Below are 22129 nucleotides of genomic sequence, written 5' to 3'. Positions count from 1 at the left end.
GTTTTAAAAACAGCTTTAATGAATTTTCTCTTGAAAATATTACCCAAAAACTATTTTTTCATTCCAGAACAACCAAGATAATTCAAAAAAAATCGCTTTAATTCGCCACATGGATTGGCAATGGATTATAGAAGAATTGAAATCAGGTTTGGCCCAAATGACCTGGTTGGAAGGAGTGGCTGTTTTTTTTGGAATCTCCAGCGTATTTTATTCCATCAAGAAAAAAATCCTTGTATTCCCTACCGGGATGATAAGCACCTTGATCTATGTTTATATTTGCCTAAAATTCAAACTGTATGCGGATATGGGCATCAATGCCTACTATTTCGGGATGTCCATTTATGGATGGTATCTCTGGAGCAGACCGCAGAATGGAAAGGAGGAACTGAAGGTCACCTGGCTGGACAAGGGCGGCATCATCCGTTCGGTGCTGCTGTTATTGGGATCCTATTTGGTTCTCTATTTGGTTTTGGCCAATTTCACGGACAGTGATGTGCCCTATTGGGATTCCTTCACCACCTCTACGGCCTTTGTAGGCATGTGGCTGATGGCCAAAAAGAAAGTGGAAAACTGGATTGCTTGGATCATTACGGACATCGCTTCGGTCCCACTGTATCTTTACAAAGGATTGCTGCTGACCTCCTTCCAATTTTTGTTTTTTACCGTTCTGGCCATCATTGGTTTGGTGAGTTGGATCAAAGCAACCAAAACCGATGGAGAAACCACTTAAAAAAATCGTAATCCTTGGCCCCGAATCCACGGGCAAAAGCACCTTGACCCAATCTTTGGCGGAACATTTCTCAGCGCCTTGGGTAAGGGAATACGCAAGGGAATATCTGAAAAGCTTGGATAGGCCATACGACTATCCCGACCTCTTGGAAATCGCCAAAGGACAGATCGCCTTGGAAAAAGAGATGGAATCCAGAGCGGAAAACTTTCTGTTTTGCGACACCAACCTCTTGGTGATTGAGGTTTGGAGCCAACACAAATTCGGGAAAACCGATCAATGGATTCTCGAAACTCTCCAAAAAAGGGAATATGATTTTATTCTTCTGACCGACATTGACATCCCTTGGCAGGATGATCCCCAAAGGGAACATCCCGAACCGAAAATGAGACAATACTTTTTCGATCTCTATTTTCAAAAAATTGAAGCCTCAAAAATCCCATTTGCTGTGGTATCGGGACCTCCCGAAAAAAGATTTGCACTCGCTCTGGAAAAAATACAAAACCTTCTGTCTTAAAAGATGTTAATTTGCTACATGTCAATTTGATAGAATGACACATCTTCCACTTATTCCTCCATTTCAATGATTTATTTTGAACGATTCAAATCCTAAATTCCTTATATTTGTTCAAGTGCTCTCAGTCACCCAGCTGTTGGTCCAAAAAATTTACACCATTCCATAAATATCAAATGGCAATCCCAAGATTCAATACTGCTACTACTTTCCATGCAGATCTTAAAACCCGAATAAAAAACTATTTCTCTGAATCAGGAACAAAACCTACAGGCGACTCCGGCTTATATTTGAAAGCGATCATTTTGGTCGTTGCTTATATTGCGGTATATGCGCACCTGGTTTTCTTCACTCCCCATTGGACTTTGGCCGTATTGGAGTGTATCCTGTTGGGAGGACTCGCATCTGGAATTGGCTTCAATGTCATGCACGATGGCGCCCATGGAAGCTTTAGCAAAAAGGGCTGGATCAATGAACTCGCAGGCGTTTCCATCAATTTCCTTGGTGCGAATGTTTTTATGTGGAAAACGAAGCACAATGTCGTCCACCATTCCTTCACCAACATCGATGAGGTCGATGACGACATGAATGCAAGGCCTTTTTTGAGACTTTGCCCAAACCAAAAGCACCTTAAAATCCACAAATACCAGCATTACTATTTCCTTTTTGTGTATTCTTTATTGTACCTCTACTGGGTTTTTGTCACGGATTACAAAAAATATGTCACTCAAAAAGTGGGGATCATGCCGATCCAAAAAATGACTTGGAAAGACCATGTTTCCTTCTGGAGCTTTAAATTGACCCACTTGATCTTGTTCATCTTTATCCCGATCTATTTTGTGGGGGTCATTCCATGGTTGATCGGCTTCCTTATTTTTGGTTTTTCCACAGGCATTTTCCTGAGTACGGTATTCCAACTTGCGCATTCGGTGGAAGAAGCCTCTTTTCCACTTCCTGATAAGGTAACGAATAAGCTTGAGGACGACTGGGCAGTCCATCAATTGAAGACAACTTCAAATTTTGCCACGAAAAATAAAGTCCTTTCTTGGATGATCGGTGGTTTGAACTTTCAGATTGAACACCATTTGTTTCCAAATGTATCCCACATCCATTATCCTGCCATCAGCAAAATCATCAAGGAAACCTGTCGGGAATACAACATCCCCTATTTGGAACATGAAAAAATGAGATGGGCTTTTGCCTCACATGTGCACCATTTGAAAGCCCTTGGACATAAATAGAAATCAAGCCAAAATCCATTCACGGATGAAATCAATATTAAAAAAAAAGTAAGCTCCCGATGGGGCTTACTTTTTTTTGCCCCTTAAAAAAGGTTTTTATTTCCCCACCAAAGTTTGCGTTCTCTCAATTCATCAAGGATTAAAAAGGATGGATTAAAAAGATTTTTTTTTGCAATAATGGGCAGGACATAGTACCTTCGTAACTTAGATCATTAGGGGTGCCTTAATAATACGGGCTGAGATCATACCCATAATACCTGATCCGGGTAATGCCGGCGAAGGGAAATGAGTAACCAATACAGAAGTAATTGTCACGAAGAAGAAAGCATTGAAGGGAGGAAAATCCCCTTGATCCGTGTGCCTTCATTTTTTGTGCCGGTGATTTTTGTATAGGTCAAGGGTAAACATAAAAAGGAAATCCCCCTTGATTTCCCCAAGTTTAACCACACCGCAATAGCGGTAAATATCTTATCAATACCATGAAAAAATTGACAACGACATTGGCCATTTGGCTGGTGGGGTTTGTGGCTGTATATGCTCAAACCAAAGTGAGCGGAAGTATCAAGGATTCCGCCACTGGAGAAGTATTGGTCGGTGCCAATGTATTTCTGGAAGGCACCGGAAGAGGAACCACCTCAGACCGAGAGGGAAAGTTTGAAATCAAAAACGTCCCGGAAGGATCCTATTCCCTAAAAGCATCCTTTATCGGTTTTGAGAGTTTTTCCCAGAAAATCGAAATGCCATTGTCCGAAACATTGGAAATCGGCTTGGTTCCTACCAACCTATACACGGAGGAATTCATCGTCTATGCCACCAGAGCTTCCGAAACCACACCCACTACTTTCAAAAACGTATCCAAGGAGGACATCAGCAAATTGAATTTGGGACAGGATCTCCCGATGCTCCTCAATTTTACGCCTTCTGTGGTGAGTTTCTCAGATGCAGGAGCAGGAGTAGGGTATACCGGACTTCGGATCCGTGGCTCCGATCAATCCCGGATCAATGTCACCGTCAACGGAATCCCGATGAACGATGCGGAATCACACGGGGTATTTTGGGTAAACATGCCCGATTTTGCCTCCTCTGTGGACAATATCCAAATCCAAAGGGGAGTGGGCACTTCTACCAATGGTGCGGCCACCTTCGGGGCAAGTCTCAATATTCAAACTGATACCCGCCGAGACGAAGCTTATGCCGAAGTGGACAATTCCTTTGGCTCTTTCAACACCAGAAGACATACTGTTAAGGCCGGAACGGGACTATTGAATAACAAATGGGCAGTGGATGCAAGGCTTTCCCGGATCAGTTCCGACGGATATATTGACCGTGCATCATCTGACCTGAAATCCTACTTTGTTTCAGGAGGGTATTATGGCGAAAACCATGTCTTTAAGCTCAACGTTTTTTCCGGTGCAGAAAAAACCTATCAGGCTTGGGAAGGCGTTCCTGAAAATCTATTGGAAACCAACAGGACTTTCAACCTTTACACCTACGACAACCAGACCGACAATTACCAGCAAGACCACTATCAATTCATCTACGCAGGTAAATTTGGCAACAACTGGAAGGCCAATGCCGCACTCCATTATACCTATGGTAGGGGATATTATGAACAATTCCGGGAAAACGATCGCCTGACTAGATATGGATTGGCACCGATCGTCATCGGCGAAACCAGCATTGCAAGAACCGATATCATCAGGAGAAGATGGCTGGACAATGATTTCTTTGGAGGAGTATTCTCCTTTAACTATTTATCCGATGATGGAAAATGGGATGTCCTCCTAGGGGGTGGTGCCAATCGCTACGATGGTGACCACTTCGGGGAAATCATCTGGATGGGCACCAGTGGATCCACCCAGATCAGGGACCGCTACTACGACAACACTGCTGTGAAAGATGACCGGAACATTTATGCAAAAGGCACTTTCGAAGCCCGAGAAAGACTGTTCCTATTTGCCGATCTCCAATTTCGGGGAATCGATTACCGCTTTACGGGCATCAACAATGACCTGCGGGACATCACCGGAGTCCAAGAATTTAGGTTTTTCAATCCAAAATTCGGGTTTTCCTACGAAGCCTCAAATGGTGCAACTTGGTATGCGTCCTATGCGGTCGCCAATCGGGAACCGGTAAGAAGGGATTTCACGGACAGCCCCTTGACCGAAACGCCAAGGCCTGAAAATCTTCAGAACATTGAAATCGGTATCCGTGCCCAAAAGGAGCGGTTTACCTACAATGCCAATTTTTATTACATGAAATATAAGGACCAATTGGTGTTGACAGGCCAGTTGAATGATGTTGGATCTTATATCCGGGAAAATGTCGCCAATTCGTATCGGGCAGGAATTGAGTTGGATGGCGCTTATCGTCTGAATTCAAAGTGGACCCTTGGCGGGAATATTGCCTTCAGCAGAAACAAAATTGCGGCATTCACCGAGTACATCGATGATTATGCGGCGGCTGACTTCAGGCAGGAAGAAATCCAATATTCAGATGTGGACATCGCCTTTTCACCGAATATGATCGGAGCGGCCATTATCGATTTCAAACCCATAAAGGATTTGGAAATCAGTTTTCTCTACAAATACGTTAGCGAACAATTTCTAGACAATACCCAGGATGCCAACAGGAAACTGGATGCCTATTGGACAGGTGACCTTAGGTTCAATTATGCCCTTAGGCCACGGTTTGTGAAAAACATGGAAGTCACTTTGTTGGTCAATAATATTTTCAATAGACTTTACGAATCCAATGGCTATACCTTCAGCTATTTTGTTCCCAATGAAGGGCAAAGTGGCAGGGAACTGGTGACGGAAAATTTCTATTATCCACAGGCAGGGACCAATTTTCTGGCGGGGATAAAATTCCTTTTTTAAACCTGAAATATGCATAAGACGGGTTGAAATAATAAAGCCGTGGGAAATGATCCCACGGCTTTGTTGTTTATGGACGAAGATTTCTTTATGTCAACAGAAAATACTTAAGACAGCCTAATTTATTATGAAGGTTGTTCTGATTTACGATTGAAATTTCTTCCCATAGAATTTACATAAGGCTCTTTGATAAATTTTTAGTTTTTTTTAACTAAAGTTTTGAAAATAGTTTTTTTTTAAAATTGGAAAACTAAATGATAGCGCTAATCAAAGGTTAAAGCGGAATCCGAAAAGCTTAATTAGAGTAGGAAACATTAAAATTAATTGTTACGAAAATTTTAAAATATTATTTAAGCTTATTTCTATTCTTAGTTACATTCAGTATTGGAATGGGGCAAGCATCGGTGGAACCTTCTGAATGTCAAGCTGGCGGTCCTGGAGCTGTATCTTGTGAGACATCTTGGTCTGGTGAGGGTCAAGTCGGGCCGATTGGGGGAGGCGGTTCAACATCTGCTAGTGTTTCATGCGGAGCTGGTTTCCACGCTTGCTGCAATTCGTCCGTATCTGGATCTACAGCAAGCTGTGTTGAAAATTAATTACTTTTAAAAACTATGTATAATTTGAGTCAGGCTTTTACCTCCTTATTTTAGATGAGAATTATTTCCTTAATACTATTTTCATTTTTAGTTGCTTGCCAAACGCCAAAGCTTGAAAATGAAACAGCATCCTTCGTGGTCAAGGTATTTGATGCCGAAGAGAATGGTTTTAACCTCTATGATTTTGTGACGGATATCGAATACATTCCCTTGATGTATGGAGGTGAAGAAAGTTTGACTCAAATTATTTCTAAATTGGAAGTAACCCCAAATTTCATTTATGTATTGAACTCCGACAATCGATCCCAGAAAAACATCCTAGTTTTTGATCCCAAGGGAAATTTCATAAAAAACATCCCTAAAATAGAAGCTGAGAATTACTTCTCTGGTGCCATCTCGGATTTTATTGTGGACGAAAATCAAAAACTCATTATTCTTGATAAAAAAAGCAACCTTATTACACTGAACCAGGACTTTAGCTATTCAAGTCATCATAAATTGCCCTTCCAAGCAGCCCAAATCCATAGAAGTGAGGCAAACGAAATCCTGTGTTACTCAAATGGAATGGCTTATGACCAACAAAGTGATTCTCTTTTTTACAATACCTTCATTTTGGACAAGGATTTTCGGATCATCAACACATTCGACCCTTTTGAAATTATTGTTGGGAAAGCAAGACACCACCATGCAATGTTTGGAAATATCCAGCATTCCGAAAATGGTTTTTTGTATTCTGAGTTTCTCAACGATACCATCTATGAAATTACCGGTTCGGCTAAAAAGGTCAGATACCTGGTGGATTTTGACAAGAATAGATTTGACAAATCAGCCTTTCCTGAAGCCATCATCGCCCCATTTTCACCTATTCTGATGGATCAATTCAAATGGGGATTAAATACACCTCTTGAAACTGATTCCTATTTTATGGCGGTATATTATGACAAAAATATTCCCATGGGCCTGTTGTTTGACAAAATGAAAAGTAAAACATATTTATTCAATCCCCTCAAAGTCCTGGAAAGTGAAAACATGATTCCTTGGCCTCAATTGTCCAGAAAAAATAATCTCTATGGTATTTTTAAGGAGAGCAGTTTTGAGGCCATGGATAAAAATATCATTCTTTCGCATGGTGCCGATTCTAATGTCAAAAAAATATACCAACACGTGCAAAAAAATTTAAATCCTGTAATCGTTAAATATCAACTCAAATGAAAACCCTAATCACCTTGATCTTGATTCTGAATTCTCTGTTATTGAGCTCCAATGACAAATATGAGGTGACCTTTGACGGCCAAACCACCAAGTCAGAAATGTTTGCCAAAATTGAGGAGGCAAAATTGGCAGGAATAGAGATAAAAATCCTCTACAGTTCCTTTACCAAGGAGGATAAATTGTCTGTTATCCAGTTCAAAGCAATCGCAACCAACATCGGTGAAGCCTCCACTACTGTCGATTTCAAGAATAAAAATACCTGTGTGGGTTTTTTCCTTGATAAGTCACCGGAAAAAAATCAACCAGCCTTCGGGGTCCAAGATTGCAAAAGCCAACCCTGACAAGCGCAAGTAAGAAAATCTGAACTTTAATTTCAATTCCTGATCCCTTCCGCAAAGAAATTCTTCTTCCAAAGATTCCTGCTGATCAGGTTGGCTACATCGAGAATTTCATAGATGTTTTTTGGACTGAAGGGCGAAATGACTACCTTGAAATGCCCGTTTCGGTCCTTGTGGATCTCCAAGTCAAACTTGGAATGGAGTGACAACAGTTCTTTTGGGAAGAAAATCACTTTGGACGCAGGGGAGGCGATCTTTGGCTTGAACCCAAAGCGGAGTTTGCTGGCCGTATAATGGTGGCAACTCAGATTTTCCTGAAAACCCCGCTCCTCCAACCTGAGGGAGGAATGGTGCAAAAATTTCGGGTTAAAGTGGTGGACAAGTTCCAGGCCTCCCTTCACAAATCTGTAATTGATGCCATCCTCAAGGGAATGGATCACAGGAAGGTTGTTTTTGATTCCTAGAAACTTCCACAGGTTGTCGATCCTTCGAAGTTCCATTTGGGGTTTATTTTGGGTTATTGATCAATTTAAAGTAATCCACGCAGGTGATCCGAATGGAGTCCCTCTCTTTCTCATCCTGAAGAATTGGCTTCCATTCGGCTCCAATCCACCATTTAAAATCATGATTCGCCAAAACCAAGGGATACAATTCCTCCACAAATGCAAAATGGGCAAATTTATCCCCATTGTCAAAATTCAATTCACCGGATTGGCTCCCATCTTTCGCAGTCCATCTGATCTTGATGGGAAACTCCTCCGGAGTTGGCTCAATATAGATATACGCCTCGTCCTTTAGTGTATTGACTAAAATCGACAAATTGAGCAAGGGAGTTTCTGCTTCCTGAACCCTTTTCCCAAATCTGTAAATGGTCATTTTGGCATCTTCCCTACCCTCTCGATCGTAGTAAGCGGCCCTTACATTTTTGAAATACAAGCGATCAGGATCTGCCATCCGCATCACCGTCGTGCCTTCTCCTGTATTGTTTGCCCTTCTTTCGTTGAAAAAAGAAAGCAAAAAAACCAATAGCAATGAGCCAAACCCAAATATTTTCAGGATTTTGATGATTTCAGGAGAAAGGGTATCATTGCTCGACTTTGGCATTTTTTGAGTTCATGTCTACAGAAGCGAAAGGGGATAAGCAGTCTTCCGGATTTAACTTCTATGGATTGCATCCAGCTTCTCCAACAATAAACCCCAAGATTCCACGATATGTTTTTCCTCGACATCCGTCTGTGCGATTACCCAACGGATAACGAATTTTCCATCCAATTTGGTGTGGGTAAAAAAAGCTCTCCCTGTTTGGTTGACGGACTGCATCCATGCTTCATTTGTGAGATTGAGGGCTTCGGTCGTTTTCGAAGAATCCACATACCTAAAGCAAATGGTATTCAAAGGAACGGGCGCTAAAATCTCCATTTCTGGGTGCTCTTCGATCCATGATTTCGCAAGTTGGGCCAATTGGTTGTGCTTTCTGATTTTTTCCCTTATTCCTTCCATACCGTAGGTTCTGATGACAAACCAGAGCTTCAAGGCCCTGAATCGTCTCCCCAGTTGAATTCCCCAATCTCGATAGTTGTTTACTTCTGCGTCCAGCTGGGTTTTGAGGTATTCCGGGGTCATGGAAAAAGTGTTGACCAAATACTGCGGTTCTTTGACATATAGTACCGTACAGTCAAAATTGGTAAACATCCATTTGTGGGGATTGAAAACATAGCTGTCCGCTTTTTCATGGCCTTTGATCATCCATTGAAACTCAGGAAGCAGGAGTGCCGTCCCGGCATAAGCCGCATCGATATGGTGCCAAATTCCATGTTTTTCACAGATGTCAGAAATGGCTTCGACCGGATCAAGTGCCGTTGAACTGGTCGTGCCCAAAGCCGAAACTACGCAAAGCGGGACGAATCCCTTTTCCAGATCCGACAGGATGGCCGCTTCCAAAGCTTCCGGAACCATCGCAAATGCCGAATCCACAGCAACTGTTACTAGATTCTCTTGACCGATCCCTGCGATTTTCACGGCTTTGTCAATGGAGGAATGCACGTGTGAAGAGCTGTAAATCCTAAATTTTTCATTTCCCTGAAAACCATTTTGGTTGATCTGGTATTGGGAGGCCTTTTCCCTTGCGGTAAGAATCGCAGAAAGAGTAGCCGTAGATGCGGTATCCTGAATCACACCTTTCCAGCTTTTGTCGATACCCTTGGCATCCCGAAGCCAATCCAAGACCCTTTCCTCCAATTCCGTGGCGGCTGGACTGGTCATCCAAGACATGCACTGGGCACCAAGTGTGGCCACCAGCATTTCTGCCAAAATGGAAGGCTCGGAATTGTTGGCCGGGAAATAGCCGAAGAAATTTGGGTGCTGCCAGTGGGTCATCCCCGGAACGATGATATTTTCAAAATCCTTGAAAATGTCGGCAAAAGCCTCTCCTTCCTCAGGCGCATGATTTGGAAATTGATTGTAAATTTCCCTTGGCCGGACATTTGGGGTAACCGGATATTTTTCCTTGTCCTCCATATAATCCGCCATCCAATCCACCAGGAGATGGGCATTTTTTCGAAATTCTTCTTTGGTCATATCGGTAAGGGAAGTACTTTGGGCTTAGGGTTCAATCTATTTTACTGTTGGATAATAAAATCCGACACTAGAAATCCGGTGCATTACAGCGGATTTTTTCTTCGTTTTAATCCCAATCAATGCACATAGGAACCTGCATTGATATCAATGGTGGTCCCGGTGGCATGGTCGGCCATGCCGGAACAGAGCAAGGTGACCATTGGAGATATGTCCTTCGGTTCGGTAAGTTCGGTCAAAGCAATATCATTCAAAGCATATTCCTCCCCATACTGGTCCATAAAATCCTGGGCCATGTCTGTCCTGGTAAAACCCGGCGCAATGATAAAGGCCTTGATCCCCTCTTTTCCATAATACCTGGCAATGGATCGGGTATAACTCACAATCGCTCCCTTAGAAGCTGCGTAGGCGAAGTAGTCCGGTGTATCGCCCCGAAATGCCGCTCTGGAGGAGATGTTGATGATCCTTCCGTTTTTGTTTTGCCGGGCATGTTCGATAAACTCTTTGCAAATAATGGCAAGGGCATTGATATTCACGTCCATGGTTTTGAGCCAGGCACCGGTCCAGTCCTCGGTTTTGGCATTGTCGGGGATGCTCACCGCAATGCCGGCATTGTTCACCACGGCATCGATCTTTCCATAAGTCTTGACCAATTCCGGGATCCAACCCTTGACCAACTCCAAATTGGACAGGTCGCAAGGGACCAAGTGGGAAGGGCCGGACAAGGATTTTTGGACCAATTCGGCCTGCTCCAGGTTGGCATTGAAATGGATCAGCACTTCTGCTCCTGAATTGGAAAGCTGCTCGGTAATCGCCCGGCCGATCCCTCGGGAGGCGCCGGTGACCAAGATCCTTTGATTTTTTAGGGAAATTTCCATGGTTGAATAAATGGGTTTTAAAAACGGTTCTGTCTTCTTTCTAAAATTTGGGAATGCCCTTTGTCAATAAAAATGGAAATGATTTTCAAGCCAAAGAAAACCAGAGATGATCCCTTTCTAAATATAGGTTTTCCAAACAGAAATCTGGATCAAAGTGCGCATTAATCCAGCAGCACTCGGATTTCCGTCGATTGGAGGTGACAATTGAGCCAACCACCTTCCAGGTCGGCGCCGTATTTGTTGTAAAAATTGATGGCGGGACTGTTCCAATCCAAGACCTGCCACATCATTCCCGTGCAGTTTTCCTCTAACGATTTTTTCATGACCCGGTCAAAAAGCAATTTGCCAGCACCATGCCCCCGCTCAGATTCCGTCACCACGATATCTTCCAGATAAAGTCTTTTGCCTTTCCAGGTACTGTATCGGTAATAATAAATGGCAATCCCGATGATTTCTTCCGTGCTCACCTTTTGGGCAACGAAAAATCCAAAAACCGGATGCGGACCAAAACCGTCTTTTTCCATCATTTCGATTGTGTTCGTCACCTGCTCCGGGGCCTTTTCGTAGAGGGCCAGTTCTTTCACCAGCTCCAAAACCCGTGGAAGATCCTCTTTTTTTCCTGCTCTTAATGTGTACATAATCGGAAATTAGGCAAAATTTCAAAAAGCTTAAAATCAATTTTTATATTTGGTAGAATTGTCTTGATTTTTAGCGGGTCCTTTTCTGTACTACAAACCAAAACTAACTGATGTTTCTATCCATTGATGCAGGCAATTCCAATATTGTCTTTGGCTTTTACCAAGAGGAATCGCAATCCTGGGTCCATGAATGCCGGATCGAAACCACTCCTGACCTTTCCTTGCTCCACATCGAAAAACAACTGCATTTGTTCTTTTTGGAAAATGAAATCAAGCCTGATCAAATCCAACGCATTGGTTTCAGTTCGGTGGTTCCGGACGTGAACCTGATTGTGGAGCAATTTTGTCGGCACTATTTGGGGAAGCCTGTGTTTAGGGTCAATGCCAAGCGTTACAAAAACCTTAGGGTCAGCACGAAAAATCCCAATGAAATCGGTTCAGACCTGATGTGCAATGTCACCGCTGCCTATGAAAAATTCGGAAAATCCGTGATCATCGTGGACTTTGGCACCGCCTTGACCTTCACGGCAGTTTCGGACAATGGGGAAATTCTCGGCGTCAATATCGTCCCGGGATTGCATACAGCCGTCAAGGCACTTTCCATGAATACAGCCAAGCTTCCTCTGGTAAAACTCGAGTTTCCAAAATCCGCATTGGGAACAAATACCACCGAATCCATCCAGGCCGGAATTCTCTACGGCTACACCGGATTGGTCAAGGGAATGCTGCAAGCCATCGAGGGGGAATTGGGTTTCCCAAGCAAAATCATCGCAACGGGAGGTTTGTCCTCCATCCTCCACACGCTGAAAGACCGATTTGACCTGGTCGACCGGAACCTGACCTTGGAAGGAATCCGCCTGATCACGCTTGCAAACTGGAAATAACGGCAATCCTATTTGGGGAAAATGCTGGTTTTGATCGATGTTTTTTTCCCATTCCAATCCAAAATCCTTCTTCGCTGATCAGTTCTTGGGAAATCCTATCAGCAGGTTGGGGTCGAGGCAAATCCTGCGGTACTTTTCGATTTCCCTATGGGAACAAACCCCTGGAAAATCCCCCTTCATTCCCAAAAGATCCACCATGACCTGAAAATGCAGATGGGGTGGCCAATCTCCATTTTCCGGGTACGGCCCCAATCTACAAAATTCACTGCCAGCAGCAATCACTTTACCTACTTCCAAATCCCTAATGTCCGCCCTTGACAAATGGCCATACAGCGTGTAAAAAGAAAACCCCTTCAAGGCATGCTCCAAGATGATGGTCGGACCATAATTGCCAAAGCCTGCATTGTCTTGAAAACTGTGGACTTTTCCCTCCAAGGGCGCAAAGACAGGGCTTCCCGCAGCTCCCCAGATGTCAATGCCAAGATGGATATCCCGGAAATCTTCCTCAGCGGTGGCAAAAACGGCACTCCTCCTATAAATCGCTCTTTTCTCAAAATAGCCTCCTATTCCAAAATCTTTTCCTTCCGACTCCAGCAAACCGGACACATAGCCGTCAAAGGCTGCCGTATTGCTGAGATCGAGGTGTTCCAATTCAGGATTATTTGGGGAAAAATCCAGGTTTCGGGTATTCAATTCGGTCAAATTAATACCCATGATGGGATAAAATGGCGTTTGGGCCAGAGTCTCGGGAAGTGATGACATCGCGTAAATTTTTCGCAAGATAAAAATTTTGTCTATTGGATTCCCTTCCTCTATCTTTATTCCCATGAATACGACACCAAAGACCCCTTCTCTGGAGGATATCCGGGAAGCCCACCAAAGGATCCAGCCATTTATCCATAAAACCCCCATTTTGACTTCTTCGGCCATTGATGCGATGGCGGGATGTCAGATTTTTTTCAAATGTGAGAATTTTCAAAAAGTCGGCGCTTTCAAGGCCCGAGGCGCCGCCAATGCCGTGATGAAACTTAGCCCGGAACAGCTTGCCAAGGGAGTTGCCACCCATTCCAGCGGCAACCATGCCGCAGCATTGGCACGTGCCGCCACCATTGCGGGTATCAAATCCTATATCGTGATGCCGTCCAACGCACCGGAAATCAAGAAAAAAGCGGTGCGCTCCTATGGGGGTGAAATCATCGAATGCGAACCCAACTTGATCGCCCGTGAAACAACTTTAAATGCTGTAGTCGAAAAAACCGGAGCCACTTTTATCCCCCCTTATGATGCGATGGATGTGATCGAGGGACAAGCGACTTGTGCCTTGGAAATGTGGGAGGAATCCATTGCTTTTGACACCATCATGGCTCCCGTGGGCGGCGGGGGATTGTTGGCGGGAACGGCTTTGACCACCCATTACATTTCTCCCGACACCAAAATCATCGCGGGAGAACCAGAAGGCGCCGACGATGCCTTCCGCTCTTTCCAAGCCAAGAAACTGATCCCTATGACAGTCCCCAACACAATTGCGGATGGACTATTGACTTCGCTTGGGAAAATCAATTTTGACATCATCATGGAATACGTCGACGATATCCTCACGGTAACCGACGAAGAAATCATTGCCGCCATGAGGTTGGTGTACGAAAGGATGAAAATCATCATCGAACCCAGTTGTGCCGTCCCTTTGGCTGCCTTATTGAAAAACAAGGAGCGCTTTGCAGGCCAAAAAGTCGGGATTATTCTCTCTGGAGGCAATGTTGATCTGGCAAAATTGCCTTTTAAATAGAGATTAAAACCCGTTTCAAGACGTTTAGCAAAATCTAGCGGAATCGGTAACAATATTGCTCACAGAGGGCGCCATGGGATAGGAAAGAAAAAATAAGGGGGGGGTTATCTCGAAAAAACCTCTGCGAACTTCGCGTGAAACTTTGCGCTCTTTGTGAAAAAATACTTCCTGCAGAGCGCGCCAAGGATTTCGGAAAGGACACAAAGAAAAAAACAAAGAAATTCAAGCCCCAAAAAACCTCTGCGCTCTTCGCCTGAAACTTTGCGCTCTTCGTGAAAAAACACTTCCTGCAGAGCGCACCAAGGATTTCGTAGAAGGCCCAAAGAAAAAAATGAATTCTAGTGACAAGAAAACCGCTGTGTGGGCTGCGCGAAACTGTTTCATGCAGCCCACACAGAGTGACATATTTTTAATGTTGGTGTCCACCGGGTCCGTGGACGTGACCATGTTCGAGTTCTTCGGGGTCGGCTTCTCTGACACTGACCACTTCGCCGGAAAAATAGAGGTCAAAACCTGCTAGCGGCGGATTGAAATCCATGTGGATGCCTTTGTAATCCACCTTCAGGATTTCTCCACGGAGTTGGTTGCCCTGATCGTCCTGCATGGGGATGACCCTGCCGACTTTCATTATGTCTTTGTTTTTCTTCCCCTCTTCCTTGAAATTGGACTTCGGAACCACTACCCGCTTGCTTTCGTCGTAATCGCCATAGCCATTTTCAAAATCGATGAAGACTTCGAAAGTTTCCCCTGCCGATTTCCCCATCAGGACCGCCTCAAACTTGGGCAACAAGCCCACGGTACCGAACAGAAACTCAAAGGGTTTTTCTTTGGTCACTTTTTCGTAAAAAACCTTGCCATTTTCGCCGTCGTCCACGTGCAATTCATAGGCCACCGATACTACTTTATTTTTATCTGCTTTCATTTTCTCGTTGTTGACATACTGTACACAAAGAAAAAGAAAATTCACAGAATGAGTTCCCTGAATCGGAAATATTAAAATGGTAAATTAGGCCTAGGCTTATGATTTTTAACACAGTTTCAATCCTAAATCCACGGTATATGGGAAAGGAAATCTTGAATGAGAAAAGTAGATTTTTGGTCAAAAACATTCTCAGGGGCTTTTTATATTTGGCAATATTGATATTTGCTTTTTTGATCATCAAAAACACCATCGGTGAAGAGCAACGGGAACTTTGGTTTGGCGGTATTTATGACAATCCGCCCATGGTAATCACCGTGTATGTGGTTTCGGAAGTACTTTTTGGGATCATTCCTCCGGAGGTATTTATCCTTTGGTCCTTAGAAACGGAACATATGGGTTCCTATCTGACCAGTATTGGCCTGCTGTCCATCCTCTCTTATATTGCCGGATTTTTGAATTTCACTTTGGGCCGCTTATTGAAAAACAATGGGAAAATCATGCAAATAAAAAATAGGCTCCTCAAGAAGCAGATTTATCTGTTCAAAAAATACGGGGCTTTTTTAATAATTGTGGCAGCGGTCAGTCCAATCCCTTTTTCGGCCACTGCACTCCTCTGCGGTGCTGGGGGAATGCTTCCAAGGACTTACCTTCTTTATAGTTTGCTGCGGATTGTTCGTTTCTATGTTTATGGGATTGTTTTGGCAAATATCGAGGAGTTATGAACAAGGTTCCTAATCATTAAAATCAAGCGATATAAGAAGGCTAAAACACCTAACTTTTTAAATCCAGCGGGTTTTACCTACCTGTATGCGGTTAATTTTTCCAACAAATTATCAATTCAAAGGTTGAATGGGTATCTTTGCAAATTATGAGCGTAAGCACAAAAGCCTCCGAAATCGACATCGATTCCCTCGATCCCAGATCTTTTATCATCATCAAGAATGCCCGGGTAAACAATCTCAAAGGCCTGAGCGTGGCCTTGCCCAGAAACAAACTCATTGTTATCACTGGACTTTCGGGTTCTGGTAAATCGTCTTTGGCTTTTGACACACTTTTTGCCGAAGGCCAAAGAATGTACGTGGAAAGCTTGAGTTCCTATGCCAGGCAGTTTTTGGGCAGGATGGAAAAACCAGATGTGGAATACATCAAAGGAGTTTCCCCCGCCATCGCTATCCAACAAAAAGCCTCCACCAAAAATCCCAGATCGACTGTCGGCACCACCACCGAGATTTATGATTACCTGAAATTGCTATTTAGCCGTATTGGAAGGACCTATTCGCCGGTCAGTGGGGAAGAAGTGAAGCACCATACCGTTACCGACGTGGTCGATTTCATCCATGGTTTTGCCGAAGGCGAAAAGGTGATGATCGCCTGCCCTCTCCAATTGATCAATGGCCGGGACCAGATCCAGGAATTGGAATTGCTGTTGCAGAAAGGTTTTACAAGAGTGCTCATTGACGGAGAGGTCCATTTTGTGGAAGATTTGGTCAATGAAAAAAAGACGCCCAAGGGAGATTATGAAATCCTGATCGACCGTGCGGTCATCAAAAAAGAGGATGAGGACAACCAATTCCGAATTGCAGATTCAGTGCAGACCGCCTTCTTTGAGGGACATGGAGACTGTTCCATCATCTTTCCGGGACAGCCCAAAAAGACATTTACAGACCGTTTTGAACTCGATGGCATCAGCTTCGAATTGCCGTCGGTGAATTTTTTTAGTTTCAACAATCCCTACGGGGCCTGCAAGACCTGTGAAGGATTTGGCTCTGTGTTGGGATTGGACCCTGATTTGGTCATTCCAGACAAAAGCTTATCTGTTTTTGAGGGAGCGATTGCCCCTTGGCGGGGAGAGACCTCCGGCAAATGGCTGGAGCCCTTGGTGAAAAAAGGGATCTATTTTGATTTCCCGATCCACCGTTCCTACGAGGATCTGAGCGAAGCAGAGCAACAACTTCTCTGGACAGGAAACCAGCATTTCAGAGGATTGACGGATTTCTTCGAAGACTTACAAACCAAATCGCACAAAATCCAATACCGCGTCATGTTGTCCAGGTTCAGGGGCAAGACCACGTGTCCGGATTGTAGGGGAACAAGGCTGCGAAAAGACGCTTCCTATGTCATCATCGATGGGAAATGCATCACGGACATCGTCCTGATGCCGATCGAAAAGGCCTTGGATTTCTTCGGAAACATCCAGTTGAGTGCGCCTGAAAAAAAATTGGCCAACCGACTTCTGATCGAAATCCAAAACCGATTGTCTTACATCGATCAGGTAGGCTTGGGCTACCTGAATCTCAACAGGCTAACTTCATCCCTCTCGGGTGGGGAATTTCAAAGGATCAAACTGGCCACTTCTCTGGGTTCTGCCTTGGTCGGGTCCATGTATATTTTGGATGAGCCCAGTATCGGCTTGCATCCACGGGATTCGGACAGGCTGATAGAAGTCCTAAAATCCCTCAGGGATATCGGGAATACCGTGATCGTGGTGGAGCATGAGGAAAAGATAATGAAAGCAGCCGACCAGATCATTGATATCGGACCCGAAGCTGGCGTAAAGGGTGGGCATCTGATGTTCCAGGGAAACCTAGAAGAGCTTATGATCCATTCCAACACGTATACTGCCCAATATCTCAGGGGAGAGGAAAAAATCAATATCAAAAAGGGCAACCGAAAATGGAAGGACAGCATCTTAGTCAAAGGTGCAAGGGAAAACAACCTAAAAAATCTGACTGTCAAATTCCCCCTCAATACCTTGACCGTCATCACCGGCGTCAGTGGTTCGGGAAAATCCACTTTGGTCAAAAAAGTACTTTATCCCGCCCTTGGAAAGATTTTTGGAACCGTGATCGATGAAACGGGAAGATTCGACAAGCTGGAAGGCGACTACAAGAATGTCACTCAGGTGGAATTTGTGGACCAAAACCCCATCGGGAAATCCTCCCGTTCCAATCCTGTCACGTATGTGAAGGCCTATGACGCCATCAGAACACTCTTTTCGGAACAACCGGTCTCAAAACAGCGCAATTACAAACCCGCTTTTTTCAGTTTCAACGTGGATGGCGGACGCTGTGAGGCCTGTCAGGGAGAAGGGATCACGACTGTGGAGATGCAGTTTATGGCAGATATTCACCTGACCTGTGAATCCTGCAAGGGAAAGCGTTTCAAAAACGAGATCCTGGATGTCAAGTACAAGGAAAAAAGCATTTCCGATGTGCTGGGGATGACCATTGACGAGGCCATGGATTTCTTCCAGGGAAAAACTGCCATCATCAACAAACTCCAACCCCTGCAAGAAGTTGGTTTGGGCTATATTGGGATGGGACAATCCTCCAGCACACTCAGTGGTGGCGAAGCACAAAGGGTCAAACTCGCTTCATTTCTAGGAAAAGGAGGAACGAAAACCGGAGACCATATCTTGTTCATCTTTGATGAACCCACGACTGGACTCCATTTTCATGACATCAAAAAGTTGCTGCATTCGATCAATGCCCTGATCGAGCAAGGACATTCGGTCATCATCATCGAGCACAATACCGAAGTGATCAAATCCGCGGATTGGGTCGTCGACTTGGGTCCCGAGGGTGGGGAAAGGGGCGGTTATGTCACCTTCGAAGGCACTCCGGAAGCCTTGATGGAAGTAAAAGATAATTTTACGGCCAAATATCTCCGGGAATCCTTCAATTGATCCTTTCCTTGATTTCCTGTAATACAGGATTGGATTTGTAAATTAAATCCAATCCCGTCTGAATCTTCAAGGAATCAGAATAAAGGAATAAAAAGAAAAATTCCGACGCAACCAATTTTGATTGGCAGAATCTGTCTTTGCAAAAAAGCAATTCCCATTTCAATCGCATTTTTACAATTCCCAACACATGGATTTACAATACCCTTTAGAACTCGTAGGAACGTTTGTTTTCGCCATCTCAGGTGCTTTGGCGGTGAGGGATCTCGAACATGATATCTTTGGTGCTGGTTTTACGGGTTTCATCACGGCCATTGGCGGAGGTAGCCTGAGGGACATTTTGCTGGGGAGCTATCCCTTGGTCTGGATTGGGGATGTGTATTTTCTGTACGCCATTTTTGCGGGGGTGTTTATCGCCTTTATTTTTCCAAAAATGATGCTCAAACTGCGGAGAACCATGTTTTTGTTTGACACACTGGGGATAGGGTTTTTCACCATTTTGGGTGTGGAAAAGGCCCTGAGTCTCGGTGTCAGACCTGAGATTGCAGCCATTATGGGGATGTTTTCCGCTGTCATGGGCGGCGTTTTCAGGGACACGCTGACCAATGAAATTCCGATTCTTTTCAGAAAGGAAATCTATGCTTCTGCCTGTCTTGCGGGTGCGACCCTATACCTGATCCTGAATTATTTTGGCTTGGAAAGGGATTACAATATGCTGATTTCCATTTCCGTCATTATCAGTATTCGCCTTATCGCCGTCAAATACAAGCTCAGTTTGCCGAGATTGGACTAAAATATTCCAGTAAAAGGACGGAATTTTGATTGTTTTTTCAGGCTATCTTGAAAATTTATAACAAAATTTGTACAAACTGGATTTGAGGATTCCTTTGGGAGGATTTTTACAGAAGATCAAAAACTCAAGCGGACAAATCCCAATTCATCTTCAATGTTTTTGGCAATCCAGATTTTTCCGTCTTTCACAAAATGGGTGTTGGGTACTTCTTGAAGTCCCGAAACCAAGGCCTCTCCCAAAATCTTGAATTCCTTGTCCAACACGGTTAGGAAAACCCTACTTTTAGCACGCTCCCCCTCCTCCAGTGGAACGTCTGATGGGATACTTTCATAAGAAAACCTGTAGAATTTTTGGTTTTTGGTATCCCAAACCGGCGCCAGAAAGGTGATCTCGGCATTGATGTCTGTCATGACTCTTTGAAATTCGGCATCGGATTCCACCTGATTTTGATATTTTCCGGTTTTGGAATTCTTGGTGAGGGTATTGTTGTATTCTATTTTATAGAGCGAATCCATATCCAAGTCGTAGATCAAGAGGCTGTTGAAAACGGAGTTGGAAAGGATGAGTTTCCCCTCTATTTCCTGTATTTTTTGATCAGCCGCAGAGATCATTGTCATCTGTCCAGTCTGGAGCATTACCGAAAAATCTGCCAATTTTTCAAATCCCGGCAAAGCATGTTTTTTCAGGGTTTTGTTTTTGAAATCCACTTTGGCGAGTGTATGAGTTTTGGAGGTCCAGTTGCCCAATATTCCGTAGATGTCATTGCCTTCGTTGGTGAGGATGGCCCTGCGGTTGAAGCTTTCGTACTGTTCCAGAGAATCCCCTTCAAACTCCTGCCCTTTGAGCGTATATGTTTTTATCTTTTCCTTGTTGAAACCAAACAGGCCCATGTCCTGAAAATTGGCAAAGAGAATCTGGTCTTCACCCAAAAGCGAAATCCAACTGATATAACTTCCGATTCCGTTTGGCCCTTCCTTTTCGAAAGTCAGCTTTTCTTCAAGGCGGAGTTCATCAAGGTTGATTTTCTCCAGAATCGAATTGTCCTGATCCCAGTTGAAGAGGTATTTCTTGTCTTTGGAGATGTCTGAAATCCAGAGGTTGTTTTTTAGGTTGATGATTTCCTGACCCGGATCCACCATCACGGTGTCCATCGAAAAATTCATGGTTTTATAATCTGTAGCAGATTCCTTTTCGGAATTTCCACAAGCCATCAAAAACAGCAGGGAAAAAACAGTCAATGTGTTTTTCATCATCATGATTTGTTTAGTTTATACTCAGTCTTAAAAAGCCCAATTCGTCCTCCATATTTTCGTAAATCCATATCTTTCCGTCTTTCACAAAATGATCATTGGTTTTTTTGGAAAAGGAGGGCACTTCAACAGCGTCCACTACATTTAATTCCTGATCCATTACGGTCAAATAAACCTTGAATTTGCTGGGGTTTCCATTTTCGGCACGCAAAATCTTTTGGTGGGAAAACCTGTAAAATCTTTTGCTTTGCGGATCCCAGATCAGGGGACTGAATTGAATTTCCTGATCCATTCTCCAAGTCTCGTCATTTATTTCCTCTTGGGATTCGATATGCTTTTTGTATTCCCCTTGGATCCCATCGGTGAATATTTTGCTGTCGACTTTTTTCGATAGGACAGTCCGGTCGTCGATATCGTAGCTTTGGACCATTCCACGGGCAGCATTGGATATTAAGATTTTTCGATCCACTTTGACCATATAAATCGGCTGAATGAAATACATCGACCGGTTTCCGGGATTAAAATTGATAACAAAATCATTGACGATGGACAGCTCTGGGATGTCGATTTTTTCAATTTTTTTCTTGTCAAAATCAATTCTCACCAGTGATTGGAAGTCCATGGTTTTGCTGGAATACAGTACGCCAACGACTTCATTGCCCTGATCTAAAAAGACCAGTTGATTGGACAAATATTGGTTGGGAGAAATAAAGTCTTCTTCAAAACCATGATTTCTATACCCGAAGCCAAAAATCTTTTCGCCTTCCAAATTCAAGATGTCGAGTCTCAGAGAATTGTAGAAGGCTACCGCTCCATCTTTTGCAAGACTCACCCTATTGACCATGGTGCCAACGCCATTTGGCCCTTCAGTTGAAATCTTGATTTTTTCTTCCAAGGCCAAAGCATCGAGATTGATGATTTCCAACAGGGAATTTTTGGTATCAAAATTATAAAGGTAATCCTTGTCAGGTGAAAGATCTGATAAAAAAATGGAGGCTCCTGCCATCAATATTTCTCCTTTGGCATCCACCTTCACTGTATCCAGAGACAGAGAAACCTGGCCAAAATCCTCCTTGTCTTCTCCAGATCCTCCACAAGCAATCGCCAAAAATCCAATAAACACCAAAAATCTTCCTCGCATATTTTCCCAATCCTAAATTTGAACTAAAATATATTGCTTTTATTTCGGGAATGAAACCCACTTTCCAAATAAAATTG

20 protein-coding genes and 1 riboswitch are annotated in these 22129 nt (G+C 43.7%); of the genes, 11 read left to right on the top strand and 9 right to left on the bottom strand.

Annotated features, from left to right (window positions below; genetic code table 11):
- Positions 1-109 precede the first annotated feature (109 nt).
- From pnuC to Q7J63_RS04080, 6 genes are all read left to right on the top strand, one after another.
- Positions 110-730 carry a nicotinamide riboside transporter PnuC gene (gene pnuC, locus Q7J63_RS04105; RefSeq protein WP_304884171.1) on the top strand — a complete coding sequence of 207 codons (621 nt, stop codon included), beginning with the start codon at positions 110-112 and terminating at the stop codon, positions 728-730.
- Positions 714-1244: an ATP-binding protein gene (locus Q7J63_RS04100; RefSeq protein ID WP_304884169.1), complete on the top strand. Its 531-nt coding sequence runs from the start codon at positions 714-716 to the stop codon at positions 1242-1244. Before pnuC ends, Q7J63_RS04100 begins: the two co-directional genes overlap by 17 nt.
- Before the next feature lie 173 nt (positions 1245-1417).
- Positions 1418-2482: an acyl-CoA desaturase gene (locus Q7J63_RS04095; protein WP_019596475.1), complete on the top strand. Its 1065-nt coding sequence runs from the start codon at positions 1418-1420 to the stop codon at positions 2480-2482.
- A gap of 204 nt (positions 2483-2686) precedes the next feature.
- A riboswitch (TPP riboswitch) is annotated at positions 2687-2783 on the top strand.
- 178 nt (positions 2784-2961) lie between these two features.
- Complete coding sequence (locus Q7J63_RS04090; RefSeq protein ID WP_304884167.1) at positions 2962-5361, top strand: TonB-dependent receptor; 2400 nt, start codon at positions 2962-2964, stop codon at positions 5359-5361.
- 728 nt (positions 5362-6089) lie between these two features.
- Positions 6090-7166 carry a 6-bladed beta-propeller gene (locus Q7J63_RS04085; RefSeq protein ID WP_304884165.1) on the top strand — a complete coding sequence of 359 codons (1077 nt, stop codon included), beginning with the start codon at positions 6090-6092 and terminating at the stop codon, positions 7164-7166.
- Positions 7163-7507 (top strand): hypothetical protein, encoded by a 345-nt coding sequence (locus Q7J63_RS04080; RefSeq protein ID WP_304884163.1) that lies wholly within the window; start codon positions 7163-7165, stop codon positions 7505-7507. The genes Q7J63_RS04085 and Q7J63_RS04080 overlap by 4 nt, the downstream gene beginning before the upstream one ends.
- Before the next feature lie 32 nt (positions 7508-7539).
- On the opposite strand, the gene Q7J63_RS04075 is transcribed toward Q7J63_RS04080, so the two are convergent.
- The 5 genes from Q7J63_RS04075 to Q7J63_RS04055 form a co-directional block, all read right to left on the bottom strand.
- Complete coding sequence (locus Q7J63_RS04075; protein WP_304884162.1) at positions 7540-8004, bottom strand: hypothetical protein; 465 nt, start codon at positions 8002-8004, stop codon at positions 7540-7542.
- A 7-nt stretch (positions 8005-8011) separates the two neighbouring features.
- Complete coding sequence (locus Q7J63_RS04070; RefSeq protein ID WP_304884161.1) at positions 8012-8608, bottom strand: hypothetical protein; 597 nt, start codon at positions 8606-8608, stop codon at positions 8012-8014.
- A gap of 51 nt (positions 8609-8659) precedes the next feature.
- Positions 8660-10081, bottom strand: a complete 1422-nt coding sequence (locus tag Q7J63_RS04065) for an aminotransferase class I/II-fold pyridoxal phosphate-dependent enzyme (RefSeq protein WP_304884159.1) — start codon at positions 10079-10081, stop codon at positions 8660-8662.
- Positions 10082-10197: 116 nt separating this feature from the next.
- Positions 10198-10956 (bottom strand): SDR family NAD(P)-dependent oxidoreductase, encoded by a 759-nt coding sequence (locus tag Q7J63_RS04060; RefSeq protein WP_304884157.1) that lies wholly within the window; start codon positions 10954-10956, stop codon positions 10198-10200.
- A 161-nt stretch (positions 10957-11117) separates the two neighbouring features.
- A complete protein-coding gene (locus tag Q7J63_RS04055) occupies positions 11118-11594 on the bottom strand; it encodes a GNAT family N-acetyltransferase (protein WP_019596464.1) in 477 nt (158 codons plus the stop codon).
- 110 nt (positions 11595-11704) lie between these two features.
- Here Q7J63_RS04055 and Q7J63_RS04050 point away from each other — a divergent pair, with 110 nt between their 5' ends.
- Positions 11705-12478 (top strand): type III pantothenate kinase, encoded by a 774-nt coding sequence (locus Q7J63_RS04050; protein WP_304884155.1) that lies wholly within the window; start codon positions 11705-11707, stop codon positions 12476-12478.
- 78 nt (positions 12479-12556) lie between these two features.
- On the opposite strand, the gene Q7J63_RS04045 is transcribed toward Q7J63_RS04050, so the two are convergent.
- Complete coding sequence (locus Q7J63_RS04045; protein WP_304884153.1) at positions 12557-13306, bottom strand: peptidoglycan DD-metalloendopeptidase family protein; 750 nt, start codon at positions 13304-13306, stop codon at positions 12557-12559.
- Between Q7J63_RS04045 and Q7J63_RS04040 the strand changes: the two genes are divergently transcribed.
- Positions 13305-14264 (top strand): pyridoxal-phosphate dependent enzyme, encoded by a 960-nt coding sequence (locus Q7J63_RS04040; RefSeq protein WP_304884151.1) that lies wholly within the window; start codon positions 13305-13307, stop codon positions 14262-14264. The two genes, Q7J63_RS04045 and Q7J63_RS04040, sit on opposite strands and share 2 nt — an antisense overlap.
- A 409-nt stretch (positions 14265-14673) precedes the next feature.
- On the opposite strand, the gene Q7J63_RS04035 is transcribed toward Q7J63_RS04040, so the two are convergent.
- Positions 14674-15186: a peptidylprolyl isomerase gene (locus Q7J63_RS04035; protein ID WP_304884149.1), complete on the bottom strand. Its 513-nt coding sequence runs from the start codon at positions 15184-15186 to the stop codon at positions 14674-14676.
- 137 nt (positions 15187-15323) lie between these two features.
- Here Q7J63_RS04035 and Q7J63_RS04030 point away from each other — a divergent pair, with 137 nt between their 5' ends.
- The 3 genes from Q7J63_RS04030 to Q7J63_RS04020 all read left to right on the top strand — a co-directional run bounded on the left by Q7J63_RS04030 (position 15324) and on the right by Q7J63_RS04020 (position 19661).
- Positions 15324-15908: a VTT domain-containing protein gene (locus Q7J63_RS04030; protein WP_304884147.1), complete on the top strand. Its 585-nt coding sequence runs from the start codon at positions 15324-15326 to the stop codon at positions 15906-15908.
- Positions 15909-16054: 146 nt separating this feature from the next.
- A complete protein-coding gene (uvrA, locus tag Q7J63_RS04025) occupies positions 16055-18871 on the top strand; it encodes an excinuclease ABC subunit UvrA (RefSeq protein ID WP_019596458.1) in 2817 nt (938 codons plus the stop codon).
- Positions 18872-19058: 187 nt separating this feature from the next.
- On the top strand, positions 19059-19661 hold the full coding sequence (locus tag Q7J63_RS04020; protein WP_304884144.1) for a trimeric intracellular cation channel family protein: 603 nt from the start codon (positions 19059-19061) through the stop codon (positions 19659-19661).
- A gap of 116 nt (positions 19662-19777) precedes the next feature.
- On the opposite strand, the gene Q7J63_RS04015 is transcribed toward Q7J63_RS04020, so the two are convergent.
- Both Q7J63_RS04015 and Q7J63_RS04010 read right to left on the bottom strand, forming a co-directional pair.
- The gene (locus Q7J63_RS04015; RefSeq protein ID WP_304884142.1) at positions 19778-20917 is read right to left on the bottom strand and encodes a DUF4221 family protein; all 1140 of its coding nucleotides are present in this window, start codon (positions 20915-20917) and stop codon (positions 19778-19780) included.
- A 7-nt stretch (positions 20918-20924) separates the two neighbouring features.
- Complete coding sequence (locus tag Q7J63_RS04010) at positions 20925-22052, bottom strand: DUF4221 family protein (protein ID WP_304884141.1); 1128 nt, start codon at positions 22050-22052, stop codon at positions 20925-20927.
- Positions 22053-22129: the final 77 nt, after the last annotated feature.

This window comes from Rhodonellum sp. (genome assembly GCF_030656585.1).
In the GTDB taxonomy this organism is placed as follows: domain Bacteria; phylum Bacteroidota; class Bacteroidia; order Cytophagales; family Cyclobacteriaceae; genus Rhodonellum; species Rhodonellum psychrophilum.
The sequence above is the reverse complement of the archived record's forward strand: the minus strand, read 5'-3'. Positions and strand labels throughout refer to the sequence as shown.